The sequence below is a fragment of the Micromonospora zhanjiangensis genome, from assembly GCF_042650605.1.
GTDB classification, from domain to species: Bacteria; Actinomycetota; Actinomycetes; order Mycobacteriales; family Micromonosporaceae; genus Micromonospora_J; species Micromonospora_J zhanjiangensis.
This window is the reverse complement of sequence record NZ_JBHSBN010000012.1, coordinates 163,170-182,004: the sequence shown is the minus strand read 5'-3', so window position 1 is coordinate 182,004 and position 18,835 is coordinate 163,170. Positions and strand designations below refer to the sequence as shown.

17 protein-coding genes are annotated in these 18,835 nt (G+C 71.8%); 4 read left to right on the top strand and 13 right to left on the bottom strand.

All coding sequences use genetic code 11. The features are described 5' to 3' along the window. From ACFOX0_RS19030 to ACFOX0_RS19015, 4 genes are all read right to left on the bottom strand, one after another. Positions 1–181, bottom strand: a 181-nt coding sequence (locus tag ACFOX0_RS19030) for a hypothetical protein (protein WP_377547690.1), incomplete at its 3' end; no start/stop codon positions are given. Between the two features lie 30 nt (positions 182–211). After that, a complete protein-coding gene (locus tag ACFOX0_RS19025; RefSeq protein WP_377547688.1) occupies positions 212–1,849 on the bottom strand; it encodes an ABC-F family ATP-binding cassette domain-containing protein in 1,638 nt (545 codons plus the stop codon). A 205-nt stretch (positions 1,850–2,054) separates the two neighbouring features. Further along, positions 2,055–2,243, bottom strand: coding sequence for a hypothetical protein (locus ACFOX0_RS19020; protein WP_377547686.1), 189 nt, complete (start codon positions 2,241–2,243; stop codon positions 2,055–2,057). A gap of 113 nt (positions 2,244–2,356) precedes the next feature. After that, positions 2,357–2,833, bottom strand: coding sequence for an SDR family oxidoreductase (locus ACFOX0_RS19015; protein WP_377547684.1), 477 nt, complete (start codon positions 2,831–2,833; stop codon positions 2,357–2,359). Between the two features lie 286 nt (positions 2,834–3,119). On the opposite strand from ACFOX0_RS19015, the gene ACFOX0_RS19010 reads away from it, so the two are divergent. Next, complete coding sequence (locus ACFOX0_RS19010) at positions 3,120–3,560, top strand: DUF5980 family protein (RefSeq protein ID WP_377547682.1); 441 nt, start codon at positions 3,120–3,122, stop codon at positions 3,558–3,560. 170 nt (positions 3,561–3,730) lie between these two features. Here the strand turns inward: ACFOX0_RS19010 and ACFOX0_RS19005 are convergent, their stop codons facing one another. Further along, the gene (locus ACFOX0_RS19005; RefSeq protein WP_377547679.1) at positions 3,731–5,116 is read right to left on the bottom strand and encodes a short-chain fatty acyl-CoA regulator family protein; all 1,386 of its coding nucleotides are present in this window, start codon (positions 5,114–5,116) and stop codon (positions 3,731–3,733) included. Positions 5,117–5,353: 237 nt separating this feature from the next. On the opposite strand from ACFOX0_RS19005, the gene aceA reads away from it, so the two are divergent. Further along, positions 5,354–6,625, top strand: a complete 1,272-nt coding sequence (gene aceA, locus ACFOX0_RS19000) for an isocitrate lyase (protein WP_377547677.1) — start codon at positions 5,354–5,356, stop codon at positions 6,623–6,625. Beyond that, a complete protein-coding gene (gene aceB / locus ACFOX0_RS18995) occupies positions 6,622–8,229 on the top strand; it encodes a malate synthase A (protein ID WP_377547674.1) in 1,608 nt (535 codons plus the stop codon). Before aceA ends, aceB begins: the two co-directional genes overlap by 4 nt. Before the next feature lie 147 nt (positions 8,230–8,376). Here the strand turns inward: aceB and ACFOX0_RS18990 are convergent, their stop codons facing one another. Then, a complete protein-coding gene (locus ACFOX0_RS18990) occupies positions 8,377–9,822 on the bottom strand; it encodes an RICIN domain-containing protein (protein ID WP_377547672.1) in 1,446 nt (481 codons plus the stop codon). A gap of 152 nt (positions 9,823–9,974) precedes the next feature. Between ACFOX0_RS18990 and ACFOX0_RS18985 the strand changes: the two genes are divergently transcribed. After that, complete coding sequence (locus ACFOX0_RS18985) at positions 9,975–11,432, top strand: DUF3237 family protein (RefSeq protein ID WP_377547669.1); 1,458 nt, start codon at positions 9,975–9,977, stop codon at positions 11,430–11,432. Positions 11,433–11,456: 24 nt separating this feature from the next. Here ACFOX0_RS18985 and ACFOX0_RS18980 read toward each other — a convergent pair whose 3' ends face one another. The 7 genes from ACFOX0_RS18980 to ACFOX0_RS18950 all read right to left on the bottom strand — a co-directional run bounded on the left by ACFOX0_RS18980 (position 11,457) and on the right by ACFOX0_RS18950 (position 18,834). After that, complete coding sequence (locus ACFOX0_RS18980; protein WP_377547667.1) at positions 11,457–12,515, bottom strand: hypothetical protein; 1,059 nt, start codon at positions 12,513–12,515, stop codon at positions 11,457–11,459. A 285-nt stretch (positions 12,516–12,800) separates the two neighbouring features. Further along, positions 12,801–14,303, bottom strand: coding sequence for an ABC transporter substrate-binding protein (locus ACFOX0_RS18975; protein ID WP_377547664.1), 1,503 nt, complete (start codon positions 14,301–14,303; stop codon positions 12,801–12,803). Then, positions 14,300–15,133, bottom strand: a complete 834-nt coding sequence (locus ACFOX0_RS18970) for an endonuclease/exonuclease/phosphatase family protein (RefSeq protein ID WP_377547662.1) — start codon at positions 15,131–15,133, stop codon at positions 14,300–14,302. Before ACFOX0_RS18970 ends, ACFOX0_RS18975 begins: the two co-directional genes overlap by 4 nt. 39 nt (positions 15,134–15,172) lie before the next feature. After that, the gene (locus ACFOX0_RS18965; protein ID WP_377547659.1) at positions 15,173–15,832 is read right to left on the bottom strand and encodes a histidine phosphatase family protein; all 660 of its coding nucleotides are present in this window, start codon (positions 15,830–15,832) and stop codon (positions 15,173–15,175) included. Further along, entirely contained in the window at positions 15,829–16,842 is a 1,014-nt protein-coding gene (locus ACFOX0_RS18960; protein WP_377547657.1) for an ABC transporter ATP-binding protein, read from the bottom strand. Before ACFOX0_RS18960 ends, ACFOX0_RS18965 begins: the two co-directional genes overlap by 4 nt. Further along, on the bottom strand, positions 16,817–17,860 hold the full coding sequence (locus ACFOX0_RS18955) for an ABC transporter ATP-binding protein (RefSeq protein ID WP_377547655.1): 1,044 nt from the start codon (positions 17,858–17,860) through the stop codon (positions 16,817–16,819). Before ACFOX0_RS18955 ends, ACFOX0_RS18960 begins: the two co-directional genes overlap by 26 nt. Then, positions 17,860–18,834 (bottom strand): ABC transporter permease, encoded by a 975-nt coding sequence (locus ACFOX0_RS18950; protein ID WP_377547654.1) that lies wholly within the window; start codon positions 18,832–18,834, stop codon positions 17,860–17,862. The genes ACFOX0_RS18955 and ACFOX0_RS18950 overlap by 1 nt, the downstream gene beginning before the upstream one ends. Position 18,835: the final 1 nt, after the last annotated feature.

Below are 18,835 nucleotides of genomic sequence, written 5' to 3'. Positions count from 1 at the left end.
CTACCAAGGCCGCGCCACCAACTCCGGCGGCGACTACGGCCTCCTGCCCTACCGACCCGGCCTCCTCACCCTCCAGCGATAACCCGACAACCACCACGGCGGGCTCGGCCACAACCGGGCCCGCCGCAACCTGCGCCTGGTCGACTCGCGAACGCTCGACGACCGGGTCGTGGTCTCGCACTGTCAACTCACCGGCCGGGAGGTCAGGCCCTCAGTCGGGTCCGGGGCCGCCGGTCTCGGTGAGCCGGCCGTCGGCCAGCCGTAGCCACCGGTCGACGCCGATCGCGGCCAGGAACCGTTCGTCGTGGCTGACCACGAGCAGTGCCCCCCGGTACGCCGTCAGGGCACCTTCCAACTGTGCGACGCTGTCCAGGTCCAGGTTGTTGGTGGGCTCGTCGAGCAGCAGCAGTTGCGGCGTGGGCGAGGTGAACAGCACGCAGGCGAGGGTCGCCCGTAGCAGTTCGCCACCGGACAGGGCACCGACGGGCAGGTGCACGCGGCCACCGCGGAACAGGAACCGGGCCAGCAGGTTCATCCGCTCGGCGTCGGGCAACGCGGGGGCGAAGGCCGCGAGGTTCTCCGCGACCGTCCGCGCCGGATCCAGCAGGTCCAGCCGCTGCGACAGGTACGCCACCCGCCCGTCGGCCCGGGTGGCCGTGCCGGAGGCCGGTGCCTGCTCGCCACCGACCAGCCGCAGCAGGGTGGACTTGCCGGCCCCGTTCGGTCCGGTCAACGCGATGCGTTCGGGTCCCCGGATGGTCAGGTCGACGCCGTCCCCGGCGAACACCGGCCGGCCGTGGTACTCGGTCTGCAGGTGCTCGCCGCCGAACACGGTCCGACCGGCCGGGACGGTGGTGTCGGGCAGCTCGATGACGATCCGGTCGTCCAGCCGGGCCGCCCGGCTGGCCTGGTCCAGCCGCGTCTGGGCGTCGCCGACCCGCGCGGCGTGGGTCTCGTCGGCCCGCCCGGCCGACACCTGGGCGGCGCGTTTCAGGCCGCCCGCCACGATCCGGGCCAGGCCGGCGTCGTTCAGGTTCCGGGCGGCCGTGGACGCCCGGCGGGCGGCGCGTTCCCGGGCCTGCTGCATCTCGCGCTTCTGCCGCTTCAGGTCCTGCTCGGCGGTGCGGACCTGCCGCTGGGCGACCTCCCGCTCGGCGCGTACGGCCTGCTCGTAGTCGGTGTACGAGCCGCCGTACCAGCGGAGCTCACCGTGTTCGAGAGCGGCGATGCGGTCCATCTCGTCCAGCAGTGTCCGATCGTGGCTGACCACCAGCAGGCAGCCCGGGAAAGCCCGCAACACCCCAGTCAGCCGGTCCCGCGCGGCACCGTCGAGGTTGTTCGTCGGCTCGTCGAGCAGCAGCACGTCCGGGCGTTTGAGCAGCTGGGCGGCCAGCCCGAGGGAGACCACCTGGCCGCCGCTGAGGGTACCCAACCGCCGGTCCAGGGCGATGTCCCCCAGGCCGAGCCGGTTCAGCTCGACCGCGGTGCGTTCCTCGACGTCCCAGTCGTCACCGACGACACCGAAGTTCTCCTCGCTGGCGTCGCCGGCCTCGATCGCGTGCAACGCGGCGACGACCCGGTCCACGCCGAGGACCTGCGCCGCCGTCTGGTCGACCGCGTACGGCAGGTGCTGCGGCAGGTAGCCGAGCACCCCCCGCACCGTGACCGATCCGCCGGTCGGCTGCAGCTCGCCGGCGATCAGGCGCAACAGGGTGGTCTTGCCACTGCCGTTGGGCGCCACCAGGCCGGTCCGGCCGCCGGGCACGGAGAAGGACAGGTCGTCGAGGACCGGACTCTCGTCCGGCCAGGAGAAGGACAGGGCGGAGCTGACGACGTACGCGTCGGACATGATCGACCTCGAAGGGTTGCGGACGCCGGGTGCGCACTGCGGCGCTCGGCGGGAGAAAAGGGGATGACGAAGCGGGCCGCGGCGACGGCGCGATCACACGCGCGTCGGCGGCCGGTCCGGGCTCTCACCCGGAGATGTCGTCGTCGCCTACCACGATCACTCCACTCCTGCGGTGTCCCGAGGTCCTCGAGGCACCCGGGCAACCCTAGCGCACCGGCGCGCGCTCACCACCCCTAGGCCATCCTAGGAGGGTGGGATGTACCTGGGCGGCGCCCGGTGATGTCCCGACGTGGCCCAGCGGCCAGTCGGCGTGGCCGGGCAGCAACGCCAAGCCCTCCGGATTCGCCGCGAGCACGTCGTTGGCCTCGGTGAGGACGTACGCCCAAGCCTTCATCTCGGTGCTCCGCAACGGATTCGTGACCGCGACGGTGCTGTATGTGGACGGTGGGCACCGCCTCGTCCGAATGGGCAGGCAGCCACGGCGTGTGGTCCGGTTCGGGCGCTGCCTCACACCGAGCGCCAGGTGTCGTCCGGCAGCGCGGACGCCTGCGGGCCCATCAGCAGCATCCCTCCGTCCACCGGCCACGACGCCCCGGTCACGTACGCCGCGGCGGGTGAGGCCAGCAGCGCGACGACGGCGAGCACCTCCCGCCACCGCTGCCACGACACGTCCACGAAGAGCGTGGCCAGCCCGGTGCCGGCGTTGTTGGCCAGAACACCGATCCCGCCGAGCCGGTCGGCCAACTCGTCGACCACCACAGCGGCGTCGGGCAACCGGGTCAGATCCAGTTCGGCCACCTCACAGCGGCGGCCGGTCGCGCGTACCTCGGCCGCGGTCCGCTCGGCGCCGTCCGCGTCGCCGTACCAGGTGATGCCGATGTCGAAGCCGGACTCGGCCAGTGCGACTGCGCAGGCCTTACCGATGCCGGAGTCGGCGCCGGTGATGAGCGCGACCCTCGGGTAGTTGTCGTAACGCTGCGGCATGCCACGGCACTACCCGGAGGGAACGGGCTCAATCCGACCGGACGGATGGTGATCCGCCCCCGACCGCTGGCGGCGCGGCGGGTGGTGAGCCCCTTTCTCAAAAGCCTCTGAAAGGCGTCTGTCACCCTGGCCATCGGCCGGCCAGCGGGCGACGTCCCCGCCGAGGCGGGATCCCGGTCGAGACGTGGCACCGCTGGCCGGCTACCGCAGGACCGCCGGGAGACCGATCACGCCGTCGCCGGTCGGTGCTGCCGGACTGCCCCGGACGGAAAGATAGGAGTCGACGGTGAAGTTCTCCCGTACAGCCCTGCGGATCGTCACGGCCGTCGTCGCGGCGACGATGCTCGCTCCGGTCAGCGGTACGCCCGTCTCGGCGGCGCCCGCCAGGACGGCCACGGACACCTCCTCGACCTGGAAGCTCGTCCCGCTAGAACAGCGGATCTGCGCCACGCCCGACGACCCACGCACCCTGTACTACTTCGTCGTCCTCGACGGGACCTGGTCGGCGCCGATCACGGCCGACTACGCCGGCATGCCCGCCGGCGTCGAGGTGTACAGCCCGCTGACCGCCCTGCCCGGTTCCGGGGACGGCCACTACGTGCAGATCCTGGCCGCGTTCCGCCTCAACGGCGTCGCGCCCGGCCGCTACGTCCCCCGGCTCCGGGTCACCGACGGCACCGTCACGCAGAGTGCCCCGGTCGTCCTCGACATCCGGGCGTCCTGCTGAGGACGTTCCGGACGGGTCCGGCCCCGGACCCGACGGCCCGCCTGTCCGGGCCCGCGTCAGCCGGCGGTGGGGACCGGCCACCTCGCGGACGGACCGGTGAGCGGGCGGGGTGTGATCGCCGCCGGGCCGGCGGCGATCACACCCGTCCAGCGGGCGCGGGCCGCCGCCGGTCACTCCTTCAACGGGTACGGGATGAAGGTGCTCCGGTTCTCGTCCAGGTCGAGCCGGCCGCTGATCGGGGCCGCGGCGCGCTGCGGGCAGGTCATCCGCTCGCAGGTCTTGCAACCGGGACCGATCGGGGTGGCGGCGTCGGCCGCGTGCAGGTCCATCCCGGCGGAGTAGACCAGCCGGTCGGCGTGCCGGATCTCGCAGCCGAGCCCGATGGCGTAGACCTTGCCCGGTTGGTTGTAGCCGCCGTGGTGGCGGGTGATGGTGCGGGCGATCCAGAGGTAGCGTTGCCCGTCGGGCATCGCCGCCACCTGGACGACGACCCGGCCGGGCGCGCTGAACGCCTCGTAGACGTTCCACAGCGGACACGTGCCGCCGGTGTGGGAGAACGGGAAGCCGGTGGCGGACTGGCGCTTGGACATGTTGCCGGCCCGGTCGACCCGGACGAAGGAGAACGGCACCCCCCGCGCCCGTGGACGCTGCAGGGTGCTGAGCCGGTGGCAGACGGTTTCCCAGCCGATCGCGAAGTGCTGGGTGAGCAGGTCGATGTCGTACCGGCGGTGTTCCGCCGCGACCAGGAACTGCTCGTAGGGCAGGATCAGCGCGGCGGCGAAGTAGTTGGCCAGACCCACCCGGGTGAGGATCTGGGTCTGGATGTCGTCGAACCGCTCCTCCTCGACGATCTCGTCGATCACGTCGGCGTACTCCAGCAGCGCGATCTGCGCCGCCATCCGCATCGCCTCCTGCCCGGCCCGCAGCGACGCCGACAGGTGCAGGGTGCGGGTCTGCGGACGGTAGCGGTGCAGTTCGTCGCCCAGCGCCGCGGCGTCGTCGTGCCGGACCTGGACGCCGTGCCGCTCGGCCAGCCGGTCCCGCAGCGCCGTGCGGACCTCGCCGCGGCGCAGCCCGACGGTGGCGGCCAGTCGCTCGGCGGCCTCGTCCAGGTCCGGTACGTAGTTCTGCCGCCGGTAGAAGAACTCGGTCACCCGGTCGTGCGGGCTGCGACCGACCGCCTCCCGGTCGCCGATCAGTTCGGCGAGTTGCTCGTCGGCCTGCCGGTAGCGGCGGTGCAGGTCGAGGACCGCCTCGGCGAGTTCGGGCAGTCTGGTGGCCAGTTCGGTGAGGTCGGCGACGCCGGCCCGGCCGGCGAGCGCCTCCCGCAACCCGGCCACCAGTCGCGGGGTGTCGCGGGGCGCGAAGACGGTCGGGTCGACGCCGAACACCTCGGTGATGCGCATGAGCACCGGCACGGTCAGCGGCCGGGCGTCGTGCTCGATCTGGTTGAGGTAGCTGGGCGAGATGTTCAGCAGGCGGGCCAGGTGCGCCTGGCTGAGCGACCGGTCCTCGCGCATCCGGCGCAGCCGGGCGCCGGCGAACGTCTTGCTCATCACCGCCACCTCCCGCTGGTCGTCCGGCTCCCCGGCGCCGTTCGCAGGCTGCGAATATACCTCTTCGCAACTTCGCAAACCGGTGCCCGAAATTCCCAGAAGTTGGCCTCTTCCGTCCCTCGACCGGACCGTCGACGGCATGTGACCGTTGGCGGCACGCCGGTTCGAGCCGGGGTCGACGCCGCCCCCGCGGCAGGCCCGCGCCGCCGGCGTCACCGCAGCAGAAGGGACGACACCATGCAGAACGCCGTTGAACAGTTGCGTACCGACTGGGCGACCGACCCCCGCTGGCGGGGCGTGGAGCGCAGCTACCGTCCCGAGGACGTGATCCGCCTGCGCGGCGCGATCCAGGAGGAACACACCCTGGCCCGGCACGGCGCGCAGCGGCTGTGGCAGCTGCTGAACAGCGAGGACTACATCCACGCGCTGGGCGCGCTCACCGGCAACCAGGCGGTGCAGATGGTCCGCGCCGGCCTGAAGGCCATCTACCTGTCCGGCTGGCAGGTGGCGGCGGACGCCAACCTCGCCGGTCACACCTACCCCGACCAGAGTCTCTACCCCGCCAACTCGGTCCCCGCGGTGGTCCGCCGGATCAACAACGCCCTGCTGCGCGCCGCGCAGATCACCACCGCCGAGGGCGACACCGACCCGACGCGCTGGCTGGCGCCGATCGTCGCCGACGCCGAGGCCGGCTTCGGCGGCCCGCTCAACGCGTACGAGCTGATGACCGCGATGATCGCGGCCGGTGCGGCCGGCGTGCACTGGGAGGACCAGCTCGCCGCCGAGAAGAAGTGCGGCCACCTCGGCGGGAAGGTGCTCGTACCGACCGGTCAGCACATCCGCACGCTGGAGGCGGCCCGGCTGGCCGCCGACGTGGCCGGCGTGCCCACGGTGGTGGTCGCCCGTACCGACGCGCAGGCCGCCACGCTGCTCACCACCGACGTGGACGAGCGGGACCGGCCGTTCGTCACCGGCGAGCGGACCGCCGAGGGCTTCTACCGGGTACGCGACGGGATCGAGCCGTGCGTCGCCCGCGGCCTGGCCTACGCGCCGCACGCCGACCTGTTGTGGATGGAGACCTCCAAGCCGGACCTGGAGGTCGCCCGCCGGTTCGCCGAGGCCATCAAGGAGCAGTACCCCGACCAGTTGCTCGCCTACAACTGCTCGCCGTCGTTCAACTGGCGCAAGCACCTGGACGACGCCACCATCGCCAAGTTCCAGCGGGAGCTGGGCCACATGGGATACAAGTTCCAGTTCATCACCCTGGCCGGCTTCCACGCCCTCAACTACTCGATGTTCGACCTGGCCCAGGGGTACGCCGCCGAGGGCATGTCCGCCTACGTCGCGCTGCAGGAGCGGGAGTTCGCCGCCGAGGCGTCCGGCTACACCGCGGTCAAGCACCAGCGCGAGGTGGGCACCGGCTACTTCGACCTGATCAGCACCGTGCTCAACCCGGCCGCCGAGACGACGGCACTGCGCGGTTCCACGGAACAGGAGCAGTTCTCATGAGGTACGAGATCATCGGTCCGCCGGCGGACCGCTTCGAAGAGGTCCTCACCGCCGAGGCGTTGGAGTTCCTGGTCGCGTTGGACAGCGAGTTCGCCGCCCGCCGGGTGGCCCTGCTGGACACCCGGCGGGCGCGCCGGGACCGCTACAGCACCGGCCAACTGCCCGACTTCCTGCCGGAGACCGCCGCGATCCGCGCCGATCCCACCTGGCGGGTGGCCCCGCCGGCACCCGGCCTGGTCGACCGGCGGGTCGAGATCACCGGGCCCACCGACCGCAAGATGACGGTCAACGCGCTGAACTCCGGGGCGAAGGTGTGGCTCGCCGACTTCGAGGACGCCACCGCTCCGACCTGGCACAACGTCGTCTCCGGCCAGCTGAACCTGATCGACGCGCTGGACCGGCGGATCGACTTCACCGACCCGCGCGGCAGGCGGTACGCCCTCGGTGCGGAGCTGGCCACGATCGTCGTCCGGCCGCGCGGCTGGCACCTGGTGGAGAAGGGGATCGCCATCGACGGGCGGCCCGTCTCCGCCAGCCTGGTCGACTTCGGTCTCTACCTCTTCCACTGCGCCCGCCGGCAGCTCGACCTCGGCGCCGGTCCCTACTTCTACCTGCCGAAGCTGGAGGGCCACCGCGAGGCGCGGCTGTGGAACGACGTCTTCGTCTTCGCCCAGCGCTACCTGGGCCTGCCCCAGGGCACCATCCGGGCCACCACGCTGATCGAGACGATCACCGCCGCCTTCGAGATGGAGGAGATCCTGTACGAGCTGCGGGAGCACTCGGCGGGGCTGAACGCCGGGCGGTGGGACTACATCTTCAGCATGATCAAGAATTTCGGGCAGTGGCCGGACTTCGTCCTGCCGGACCGGTCCGAGGTCACCATGACGGTGCCGTTCATGCGGGCGTACACCGAACTTCTGGTGGCGACCTGCCACCGGCGCGGCGCGCACGCCATCGGCGGGATGGCCGCGGTCATCCCCAGCCGGGATCCCGAGGTCAACGAGGTGGCCCTGGGCAAGGTGCGGGCGGACAAGCGACGGGAGGCCGGCGACGGGTTCGACGGCTCGTGGGTGGCCCACCCGGGTCTGGTCGACACCTGCCGGGAGGAGTTCGACGCGGTGTTGGGCGAGCGCCCGAACCAGCTCGACCGGCTCCGCGACGACGTCGACGTCGCGGCCGCCGACCTGCTCGCCGTCGACAAGACCCCGGGCCAGGTCACCGCCGCGGGGCTGCGGTCCAACATCGCGGTCGCGCTGCGCTACATCGACGCCTGGCTCGGCGGGGTCGGCGCGGTGGCCCTGTGGAACCTGATGGAGGACGCGGCCACCGCCGAGATCGCCCGCTGCCAGGTCTGGCAGTGGCTGCAGCACGGCACCCCGCTGGCCGGCGGCGGCTGTGTCACCGAGGAGTTGGTCCGGTCCATCCTCGCCGAGGAGCTGACGGCCCTGGTCGCCGGCCGGGTGGGCGACGACCGGGACCGCGCGTGGCGGGCGGCCCGGATCGTCGAGGACACCGCGTTCGGCGAGCGGTTGCCGGCGTTCTTCACCACCGCCGCGTACGCCCGGCACCTGGCGCCCGCCGAGCGGGCCGTGCCGGCCGGCTGACCGCCGGACCGCGGCGTGCCCGGCGGTGCTGAGCCGTCGGGCGCGCCGCGGTCCGGGCCGGTCGGATCCGGGTACGGTTCGGTCAACAGCCGTTCACCCAGTCAGCGGTAGCGCCGGTCCGGCGGATCGGCGCCACCGCCCGATCGGTCACACCGCCGTACGGGACCACTGCTGGTTGGTGCCACCGTTGCAGGTGTACTGCTGGATGTCGGCGCCGTCGCCGGTGCCGGCGTTGACGACGTCGAGGCACTTGCCGCTGTGCCGGGCGCGGAGCTGGAACCAGTCGCCGGTCGCCGCCCACTGCCACTGCTGGTTGGTGCCGGTGCCGCAGGCGTACTGGATGATGTTGGCGCCGTCGGCGGTCGAGCCGGAAGCGACGTCGAGGCACTTGCCGCTGTTCTGGCTGACGACCCGGACGTACCCGCCGCCCGCGTCCTGGAACTCCCACCGCTGGTTGCCGCCGCCGTTCCAGGCGTACTGCTTCACCTCGGCGTTGTCGGCCGTCGAGTTGTTCACCACGTCGATGACCCGGCCGCTGTTGCGGTTGGTGATCCGGTAGTACGTCGGGGTGTTCGCGGTGACCGTGCCGGCGGCCGCGTCGACGGTGATCGACGGCGCCCAGGCCAGGCTCATGCTGGTGGCCGACGGGAAGGTGATCGGCAGCCAGACGTACTGCGAGTCGTTGACCGGACCGCCCCACGCGCCGGCCCAGCGGTCGCCCAGGTAGAGGAAGTTCGTCGTGGTGGTGCCCTGGATCGGCAGCACGAACGCCGGCTGCGAGCGGAAGGTGGTGGAGTCGCCCACGTTGCTCCAGCCGGTCCACGGGCCGGAGATGCTCGACGCGGTCGCGTACCGGGCCTGGTTCGGGTTCCAACCGGTCGCGGCCGAGGTCAGCATGAAGTAGGTGTTCCCCCGCTTGAACAGCGCGGGAGCCTCCCGCTTGGCGTCGTTCCAGAAGTTGCCGACCAGGCTCGCCACGTTGAGATAGTCCGCGGTGAGCCGGTAGATGAGCAGATCGTTGTTCTCGTCGGCGGCCGAGATCATGTAGCCGGTGCCGTTGTCGTTGTAGAGGGTGATGTCGCGGGACATGTTGCCGAGCGGGCGGAAGCTGCCGTGGTAGGTGTAGCTGCCGTCCACGGTCGTCGACGAGGCCACGGCCGCGCGGGCCTCGCCGTAGTCCGTGCCGTTCTCCTTGTGCATCCACATGACGAAGCGTCCGGTGCCGGCGTTGTAGACGACCTTCGGTCGCTCGATGTTGGCGCCCTGCAGTTCGGCGGCGGACGACGGGGTGAGCACGTCGTTGCGGAACTCCCAGGTGCGCAGGTCGGTGGAGCGGTAGACGGACACCGCCCGGAAGGTGTTGTTCGGGTTGCGGTTCTCGCCGAACCAGTAGTAGTAGTCGCCGACCTTGAGCACCCCGCCGCCGTGGGCGTGCACCGGGGTGCCGCGGGTGTCGATGAACTGGGTGCCGTTGGTGATGGTGACCGGTGCCGCCCGGGCGGGCGTACCGGTCCCGGTGACCGCCGCACCGACCAGCCCGCCGATCGCGACGAGCGCCGTCGCGAGCACCCCCAGCCGCCTGCTCGTCCGCACCGGGCACCCCCTTCCGCGGGCCGGCGACCGGCCCGCTCGAACCGTCACTATACATCGAGTGTCGTCGATTGACAGAAAATCGTCCGGTCGGGACACTGGCCGAAACGCATCCTCCGACCCGAGGTGCGCGGTCACCGATACAGGAGACCCGGATGAGGCTCGGTCACGATCGTCCCCTGCTCGCGGCGGCAGCCGTCGTCGCCGTCCTCATCGGCGGCGTCGGCATCGCCACCTCGGCCCACGCCGCCTCCGGCTGCCGGGTCACCTACACGGTCTCCAGCCAGTGGTCCGGCGGATTCGGGGCCACCGTCGGCGTCACCAACCTCGGCGACCCGGTCAACGGGTGGCGGCTGACCTGGTCGTTCACCGCCGGACAGCAGATCACCCAGCTCTGGAACGGGTCGGTCAGCCAGACCGGGGCCCAGGTCACCGTCGCCAACGCCGCCTGGAACGGCGCCCTCGCCACCGGGGGAAGCGCGTCGTTCGGATTCAACGGGTCGTGGAACACCGCCAACCCCGTGCCGACCGACTTCGCGCTCAACGGGACGCCGTGCACCGGCGGCAGCACGCCGTCCGGTTCACCCTCCGGACCGGGCGACGGAACACCGAGCGCCCCACCCTCGACGCCGACCTCACCCACCCCGTCGCCCACCCCGAGTACGCCCGGCGGCGAGCCGACGATCGTCCCCGACCCGTCGTGGACGTGCGGGGCACCGGCGGGCATCGTGCCCCCGGCGCGTGGTCGGCTCGTGCTGCGCGTCTCGGCCCAACTCGGCACCGTCCACGACGTCGGTGTCACCCAGTACGGCCGGCGCCGCATCCTCGACGTGCGGGGCGGCACGTTCACCGGGGACCGGATCAGCGGCACCGTCCTCACCGGTGGGCTGGACCTGGAACTCACCCTCACCAACGGCGCAACCGAACTGGAAGAGATCAACGTCCTGCGGGCGACCGACGGCACCCTCATCTACCTGCGCGGCTGCGGTGTCGCACCCGGCGGCGAGTCCACCGTCCGGGTGGTGCCCGACTTCGAGGCGCCGACGTCGAGCCCGCACGCCTGGCTGAACACCGGCACGTTCGCCGCGACCCGGGTGGTCGACACCGCGACGAACACGCTCCAGATCACCGTCTACGACGTCTCCGGCGTCTCGCCGGCCGAGCCACGGCTCCGGCTCACCGATCCCGTGGGCCTGGCCAACCAGTCCTGGGACTGCGCGACCGGCAGCGGGACCAGGGGCGCCGCCGTGTTCAGCGAATCCGTGACGCTCGGCGCCAGTCTCGCCGTGGGCGCCAGCAAGCGGGGCACCCGCAACATCATCCCCATCACCGGCGGTACGACCAGCGGCCGGGTGACCGGGTCGGTCCTCGCTGGCGGCGCCGACTACCAGCTCATCGGCTCCACCGCGACGCTGGACGCCCGGTACACCCTGTCGACCGCCGACCACGAGTTGATCCTGGTCCGCAACTGCGGTCCGATCGGCCGGCTGGTGCCGACCTTCGAGGCCCGCGCGGACGGCCCGTACGCCTTCCTCAACACGAACACCTGGTTGAGTTCCGACCCGGGTTCCGCCCCCGGCGGCGTGAGCATCACCTTCTACGAACGGCGTTAGCGGAGGTGCCGGGCCGTGCCGGTGTCACCTGCTGGGGCCGCGGCCGGGGGCCTGGCCAGGCCCTCCGGGAGCCGGTCGGTGCGGCGACCGGAACGGATTCGTCGAGGGCATTCCTCGCGGCGCCGGCACGGTTCCATCCCAACCGGCCGGCGTCATCTGAGCGGCCGACAGGATCTCCATACGCCGCCTGAACGAACGGCGAGCCTGCTCAGGGCTTTCCGGCGGCACCAGCGCGTCGCGCTGTCTGGGAAGCATCCGTTCCAGTTCTTCCGGGGTCGGCTCCGCCGTCCGCCGCGCCGGGTCAGGTGCCGACCCGTTGCCGGACGGCGGTGGCGGGGAGGGCTGCGAATAACTCGCTGACGGCAGGTACGGCGGCGGCGGATAAAAGGCCGTGTGCATCTGGTCGACGGTCCCGCGCCCCATGCCGGGGCCGGGTGCCACCGAAACCTGTCGGGGTTCGAACGTGGTCTGCCAGACCTCACCGCTGCCGGCGAACCGCGCCGACGCGGCGTCGGGCCGAGAGCCGGCCCGAGGCTCGTACGCGTTGGCGATCCGGTCGGCCTCTCCGAAGATCTCCGCCAGGTTCCGCATCTCCCGTGGATTCTTCTGATAGAGCGTGTTCAGCTCCGGGTTGCGGGAGACGAGGTAAGCCGCGGCCACGGCGCTTCCGACGGAACGCTGCTCATCGTGGCTCAAATGCTGCCGGCTGAGCAGACCGATCCACCGTTCCTGCTCCGCGCCGATCGCCGGGAATCTCCCGTGGCCGTCGGACAGCGCCATCTCATCAGGTTTCCGCCTCCTGCGGGCCTGGCGCATGAACCAGTTGCCGGCGATGCGCGCCCACCCCAACCAGCCCTCCCGCAGGCGGCCGTCGACCAGCGCGGCGGTGTTGGCGCGGGCCTTCCTCGTGGCCTGCCTGGTGTTCGGCACCTTCAGTCCGCCGGGCAGCCGGCGGCGACCGGACGAGCGGTCCGCGCGGTTGTTGTCGATCGCGACGCGGAAATCCTCGTCCAACGATCGCTGGACTCGGCGCAGCGTGCTGTTGGAGATCCATTCCGGCAGGTCCAGTTCCTGTTCCGCCATGCCCTCTGAACGCACGGAAACGGGGTGCGGTTCACGCTCGCCACCGGAAAGTTCCGTAGCCGGGTGCCGACACCGCCCCCCCTCCGGCCGGAGTGCCGCGCCGGCCTGCGCGAAGAGATCGGCGGCGGCCGGTACGCTGCGCCGACGAGCCTCGGCCCGACTCTCTGCGTGGCCGGGCGGCGGGACCGGTAGGCCGCCGCACGCCGGAGTGATCCGCGGTCGTACGTGGTGACCGGCTGGAGCGCGAGATGCTCCAGCCGGTCACCGTCCGTGGCGTCCGATGCGCTATCCGACCGACACCGTGGAGAAGTCCGGCCGACCGTTGACCGGCATCTCGAACCCCTTGACCTTCTCCCGTACGGCGTAGTTGTTCTTCAGGTCGACCGGGAAGACGCCGACCGCGTCTTCCCACAGGATCTTGTCGGCCTGGGCGTACAACGTCTTGCGCTCGTTCTGGTCCAGCGACGCGCGGGCCTTCGCCAGGATCTCGTCCAGGTCCTTGTTGCAGTAGCCCATCCGCTTGGCGGCACAGGTGTAGAGCCGGTTCAGGGTGAAGTCGGCGTCACCGGTGCCGGTGGTGTTGGTCTGCAGGTTCAGGTCCCACTTCAGCGCGCCGAAGTCCTTGAGCCAGGTGGCCCGCTCCTTCTCCAGCGGCTGCACCTTGATGCCGGCCTTCGCCCAGTCCGAGATGAACGCCTGGGCCATCGCCCGGATGTTCGGACCGCCTTCCAGCGGCCACTGCATCGAGACGCTGAGGCCGCCCGGGTATCCCGCCTCGGCGAGCAGCCGCTTGGCCAGCTCCGGGTCGTAGGAGTAGGGCTCCAGCGGGGTGGACCCGAAGACCGCCTGGGTGACCGGCGACCGGCCCACCGTGCCGAGCTCGCCGAAGAGACCGGAGACGGTGCCCTGGACGTTGATCGCGTGCAGCATGGCCTGCCGCACCTTCACGTTGTCCAACGGCTTGGTGCCCTGGTTGAACCAGATGAAGTAGTAGTTGTAGCTGGGCCCGGTCCCGTACGAGATGCCGTCCTGCCCGGACACCTCACCGACCTGGTCCGGCGGGATCGACGCGAGCACGTCCACCTCGTCGTTGTTCAGCGCGGTGATCCGGGAGGCGACCTCCGGCATGTCGAGGATCTGCAGCGTCCCCACCTTGGCCTTCGGACCCCAGTAGCCGTCGTTGCGGCGCAGGACGACCTTGTCGTCCGGGTCGAACGACTCGAACGTGAACGGTCCGGTGCCGATCGGCTTCTGCCAGTACGCGTCGCTGCCCACCTTGTCGCCCTGACCGACGAAGACCAGGGACATGGTGCTGGGCAGGGTGCCCAGCGGCGCCGAGGTGTGGAAGGTCACCGTACGGTCGTCGGTGGCGTCGATCGCGGTGATCGAGGCGAGCAACGGGTTGAGCGAGCCCTTGAGGCTGATCAGGCGCTCCACCGAGCCCTTCACGTCCTTGGCGGTGAACGCTGTCCCGTCGCTGAACTTCACGTTCTCGCGCAGGTGGAAGACCCAGGTCTTCGGGTCGGGCGCTTCCCAGGAGGTGGCCAGCTTCGGCGCGGGCTGGCCGTCCTTCATCACGGTCAACGTCTCCAACGCCTGCTGCACCGTGGTCTGGACGGCCTCCTCCGCCGGGTACTGCTGGACGTCCAGCGATACGGGGAACAGTTGCGGCGCGTACCGCACCACCGCGTCCCCGCTCTCGGCGTCACCGGAACCGCCGCAGCCGGCCAGACCGGCCACCAGTGCGACGGCGAGAAGACAACTCTTCAATCGTGTTCGGGCGATCATTTCTCTCCTTGGTTCGACGTCGTGCCGGCGCCCGCCGGGGCGGCCCCGGACGGCAGGGTGAAGGTGGCCGCGACGGGCTTGTGGTCCGAGGGCGCGCTGCCCGCCGAGAAGAACTCGACGACCTCGCTGGCCCGGGTCGTGATCGGGCCGCGCGAGAAGATCCAGTCGATCGCCTTGGCCGGGGATCCCAGTGGGGAGAGCCGGGTCCCGATCCCGGTGGTGAACGGCATCGGCGAGACCGGATGGGTGACCGGCGACGTCCGTCCCAGCGCGGTGAACGAGTCGAGGAAGCCGCCGTTGCCGAGCTCCCACAACGGGGGTCCGATGTCGTTGATGTCCACGGTGAACAGGGCCGCTCCGTCGCCGGCGATCTCGTCCAACGCGGCGACCACCCGCTGCGCCTGCCCGGTGCGCCGGTTGCGCCCGTCCTGCCGCTCGTCCGGGTGCCCGGGCCAGGTCAGGTGCGCGGTGGAGAAGACGATCGGCGGCGCGTCCCCGGCCAGCGGCCGCAGCCGCACCCAGAACAGCCCGGCGTCGGCGGCGAGGATGCCGACGTCACGCCGGCCGTACTCGACGAGCTCGAACAGCTCCGTGCGCCACCACAGGTTGCTCTGCCCGCCCCAGCCCGGGAAGTCGTCGTGCACCCGCGCGTGTCCGGGCAACGCCTCGTCCAGCACCTCCCGGGTACGCGGCCGCAGTTCCTGGGTGGCCAGCAGGTCGGGTGCGCGGGTGGCGAACAGGTCGCGCAGCGCCGGCTCCCGCTGCTCCAGATGGGCGTCCCCCCACACGTTGTAGGTCATCGCGACGAAGGTGAACGATCCGGTCAGCATGTCGGTCCTTTCCTGGCTCGGTCCGCGCGGGCGCCGGGCTCAGTCCGCGCGGGTCGCGGAGGCGGCCCGCGCGGTCGGCGAGTTGTACTCGACGAGGCAGTGGTGTCCCTGCTCGCCGGCGTAGGTGATGACCGTCAGCGAGGTGTTCACCGGCGGGGCGAAGCTGGTGTGGCCGGGCGTCGGCACCCGCAGCGCGGCTGCCGCCGCGACCCGGATCGCGCCGCCGTGGCTGAACGCGACGACCGTCCCGCCGGCACCCTGACCGGCCACCTGACCGGCGGCCTCGACCAGCGCCTGCCAGACCCGCTCGCGCACCTCGGCGAATGTCTCGCCGCCGCCGCGGCGTACGTCCACCCCGCGGCCGGCCGCCGCGACGTCGTCCGGGTACGCGGCGCTGATCTCGGTGAACGTCCGGCCGGTCCAGTCGCCCACGTCGACCTCGCGCAGCCGGGCGTCCTGCCGGGCGTCCCGACCGAGGTGACGCAGGTACGCGTTCGCGGTGTCCCGGGCCCGCGGCAGGTCGCTGGTGACGACCAGGTCGGCCGCGCCGAACCGGGCCAGCAGCTCGGCGGCGGCCACCTCCGCCTGCGCCCGGCCGGTGGCGGTGAGCCCCGAGTCGGCCTGCCCCTGGTAACGCTCCTCGACGTTCCACAGCGACTCGCCGTGGCGGACCAGGACCAGCCGTACCCGCCCGGTCACGGCGCGCCCGCCGCGACGGCCGGCGGCTGTGCCGGCAGTTCCGGGAAGTGGCAGGCCGCGGGGTGGCCGCCCAGCCGGTCGACCAGCGCCGGTTCCTCGCTCGCGCACCGGGGTCGGGCCTTCCAGCACCGGGTGCGGAACCGGCAGCCGGACGGCGGTGAGACCGGCGACGGGATGTCCCCGGTGAGGATGATCTGCTCCTTGCCGGGCGCGGCCCACGGCCGGGACACCGGCACCGCGGAGAGCAGGGCCTGCGTGTACGGGTGCACCGGGGCGGTGAAGATCTGCTCCCGGGTTCCGGTCTCGACGACCTTGCCCAGGTACATCACCGCGATCTCGTCGCTGATGTGCCGCACCACGGACAGGTCGTGGGCGATGAAGAGGTAGCTGAGACCGAGATCCGCCTGCAGGTCCACGAGCAGGTTGAGCACCTGCGCCTGGACCGAGACGTCCAGCGCGGAGACCGCCTCGTCGCAGATCACCAGCCGCGGCCGCAGCGCCAGCGCCCGGGCGATGCCGACCCGCTGGCGCTGTCCGCCGGAGAACTGGTGCGGGTACCGGTCGGCGTGGTCGGGGTTGAGTCCGACCCGGGCCAGCAGATCCTTCACCTCGGCGGCCCACCGGTCGCGCGGTACCACCCCGGGGTTGATCAGCCACGCCTCGCTGATGATCTGTTGCACGGTCAGCCGCGGGTTCAGCGACGCGTACGGGTCCTGGAAGATCATTTGGATCCGGCGGCGGGTCCGCCGCAGCGCGGCGCCGGACTGGGTGACCAGGTCCGCGCCGTCGAAGAGCACCTGTCCGGACCGCGGCCGTTCCAGGCCGATGACGGTGCGCGCGAGGGTGGTCTTGCCCGAGCCCGACTCGCCGACCAGGCCCAGGGTCCGCCCGGCGGGCAGGTCGAACGAGACGCCCGAGACGGCCTGCACGTCACCGACCCGGCGGCGCAGCAACGACGACCTGATCGGGAAGCTGGTGTGCAGGTCACGAACCGACAGCAGGGCGGACATCGGCCAGCACCTCCTTCGTGTGGTGGCAGGCGGCGCGGTGCGACCCGGCCGGCGACGGGAGGCCCCCGTCCACCGCGCCCGGGCCGGGGACCGGCGCCAGGTCCGGCCGTTCGGTGGCGCAGACGTCGGTGGCGAACGCGCACCGGGGCCGGAACGGGCACCCGCTGGGCAGCCGCATCAGGTCCGGCGGCGCACCGGGGATGGGCACCAGTCGCTCGCGCGGACCGTCCAGGTCCGGGATCGAGGCCATCAACCCCCGGGTGTACGGGTGGCCCATCGTGTCGTACACCTCGCGCAGCCCGCCGGTCTCCACCACCCGGCCCGCGTACATGATCATGACGCGGTCCGCGACGCCCGCGACCACGCCGAGGTCGTGGCTGATCAGGATCATCGCCATCCGGTGTTCCGCCTTGAGCTCCGCGAGCAGCGCCATGATCTGCGCCTGGACCGTGACGTCCAGCGCCGTCGTCGGTTCGTCGGCGATGAGGAGCCTGGGTCGCAGGGCGAGCGCCATGGCGATCATCACCCGTTGCCGCATGCCGCCGGAGAACTGGTGCGGGTAGTCGTCGACCCGTCGCGCGGCGGCCGGGATGCCCACCCGGTCCATCAACTCGATCGCCTTGCGGCGTGCCTCCGCCCGGGATGCGCCCTGCCGGCGGCGGAACAGCTCGCCGATCTGCGCGCCCACCCGGAACACCGGGTTGAGGGAGCTGAGCGGGTCCTGGAACACCATGGCCAGCTCGGTGCCGTTCAACCGGCGGGTCTGGGCCCGCGGGCGGGCCAGCAGGTCCGAGCCGGCATAGTGGATCTGCCCGCCGGTCACCCGGCCCGCCGGGTGCGGCACCAGTCCCATGAGGGCCTGGGCGGTGACGCTCTTGCCGCTGCCGGTCTCGCCCAGGACCGCGAGGGTCTCCCCCTCGGCCAGGTCGAAGCTCACCCGGTCGACGGCGGTGACGGTGCCCGCGCGGGCGCGGAACCGGACCGTCAGGTCCCGCACCGACAGGAGTGGATCACTCATCACATGCTCCTCAGCCGTGGGTCGAAGCGGTCGCGCAGGGCGTCGCCGAGGACGCCCAGGCTGACCAGCAGGCCGGCCAGGCCGATGCCGGGGATGGTGGAGATCCACCACGCGTTGGACAGGTAGTTCCGGCCGTTGGCGATGGTCATGCCCCAGCTCGGCGTGCTCGTCGGGGTGCCGAGGCCGAGGAAGCTCAGCGACGCCTCGGCCAGGATCACGTGGCCCAGGTCCACCGTCGCGACGACCAGGATCGGCGCGGCCGCGGCCGGCAGGATGCTCCGGGTGACCAGGTGCCAGGTCCGGGCGCCGAGGGTACGGGTGGCGTCGACGAAGTCCCGCTCCTTGAGCGCGAGCACCTGACTGCGGGTGACCCGGGCGAACGTCACCCAGTTGGAGATGGACAGCACGATGATGACGTTCAGCACGCTCGGCCCGAGGATGGCCGCGATGAGGATCGCCAGCAGGATCGAGGGGAAGGTGAGCTGGACGTCCGCGAGCCGCATGAGCACCGCGTCCAGCCAGCCGCCGAAGTAGCCGGCGACCAGGCCGGCGGCGACTCCGATCGTACCGGCCAGCAGCAGCGTGGCGGCACCGACCATGATGGACACCCGGGCGCCCTGCATCATCTGTGCCAGCAGGTCCTGGCCGACCTGGTCGGTGCCGAAGACCGCCAGGCTCCCGTCCGGCAGGCGGGTACCGGGTGGTTTCAGCCGCGCCGTGAGATCGGTGGCGACCGGGTCGTACCTCAGCAGGATCGGCCCGATCACCGCGGCCACCACGTAGCAGGCGACCACCGACAGCGAGACGATGATGCGTCCCCGCCCGATCCGGCCGCGGGTCCGGCCCTCGGCCGGTCGGTCCCCGGTCGACCGTTCCCCGGTCGGCGCGGCGCCGACGGGACCGAGCGGGGATTCCGGGGACGACGGCACCGGTGCCTCGTCGGTCCCCGGCGCCTGGCTGGCGAAGCTGTTCATC

Bases quoted from the DNA above. Each gene is read 5' to 3' on its own strand.
- ACFOX0_RS19025 (WP_377547688.1), bottom strand. From the start codon at position 1,849: ATGTCCGACGCGTACGTCGTCAGCTCCGCCCTGTCCTTCTCCTGGCCG.
- ACFOX0_RS19020 (WP_377547686.1), bottom strand. From the start codon at position 2,243: ATGAAGGCTTGGGCGTACGTCCTCACCGAGGCCAACGACGTGCTCGCG.
- ACFOX0_RS19015 (WP_377547684.1), bottom strand. From the start codon at position 2,833: ATGCCGCAGCGTTACGACAACTACCCGAGGGTCGCGCTCATCACCGGC.
- ACFOX0_RS19005 (WP_377547679.1), bottom strand. From the start codon at position 5,116: ATGAGCAAGACGTTCGCCGGCGCCCGGCTGCGCCGGATGCGCGAGGAC.
- aceA (WP_377547677.1), top strand. From the start codon at position 5,354: ATGCAGAACGCCGTTGAACAGTTGCGTACCGACTGGGCGACCGACCCC.
- aceB (WP_377547674.1), top strand. From the start codon at position 6,622: ATGAGGTACGAGATCATCGGTCCGCCGGCGGACCGCTTCGAAGAGGTC.
- ACFOX0_RS18985 (WP_377547669.1), top strand. From the start codon at position 9,975: ATGAGGCTCGGTCACGATCGTCCCCTGCTCGCGGCGGCAGCCGTCGTC.
- ACFOX0_RS18980 (WP_377547667.1), bottom strand. From the start codon at position 12,515: ATGGCGGAACAGGAACTGGACCTGCCGGAATGGATCTCCAACAGCACG.
- ACFOX0_RS18975 (WP_377547664.1), bottom strand. From the start codon at position 14,303: ATGATCGCCCGAACACGATTGAAGAGTTGTCTTCTCGCCGTCGCACTG.
- ACFOX0_RS18970 (WP_377547662.1), bottom strand. From the start codon at position 15,133: ATGCTGACCGGATCGTTCACCTTCGTCGCGATGACCTACAACGTGTGG.
- ACFOX0_RS18960 (WP_377547657.1), bottom strand. From the start codon at position 16,842: ATGTCCGCCCTGCTGTCGGTTCGTGACCTGCACACCAGCTTCCCGATC.
- ACFOX0_RS18955 (WP_377547655.1), bottom strand. From the start codon at position 17,860: ATGAGTGATCCACTCCTGTCGGTGCGGGACCTGACGGTCCGGTTCCGC.
- ACFOX0_RS18950 (WP_377547654.1), bottom strand. From the start codon at position 18,834: ATGAACAGCTTCGCCAGCCAGGCGCCGGGGACCGACGAGGCACCGGTG.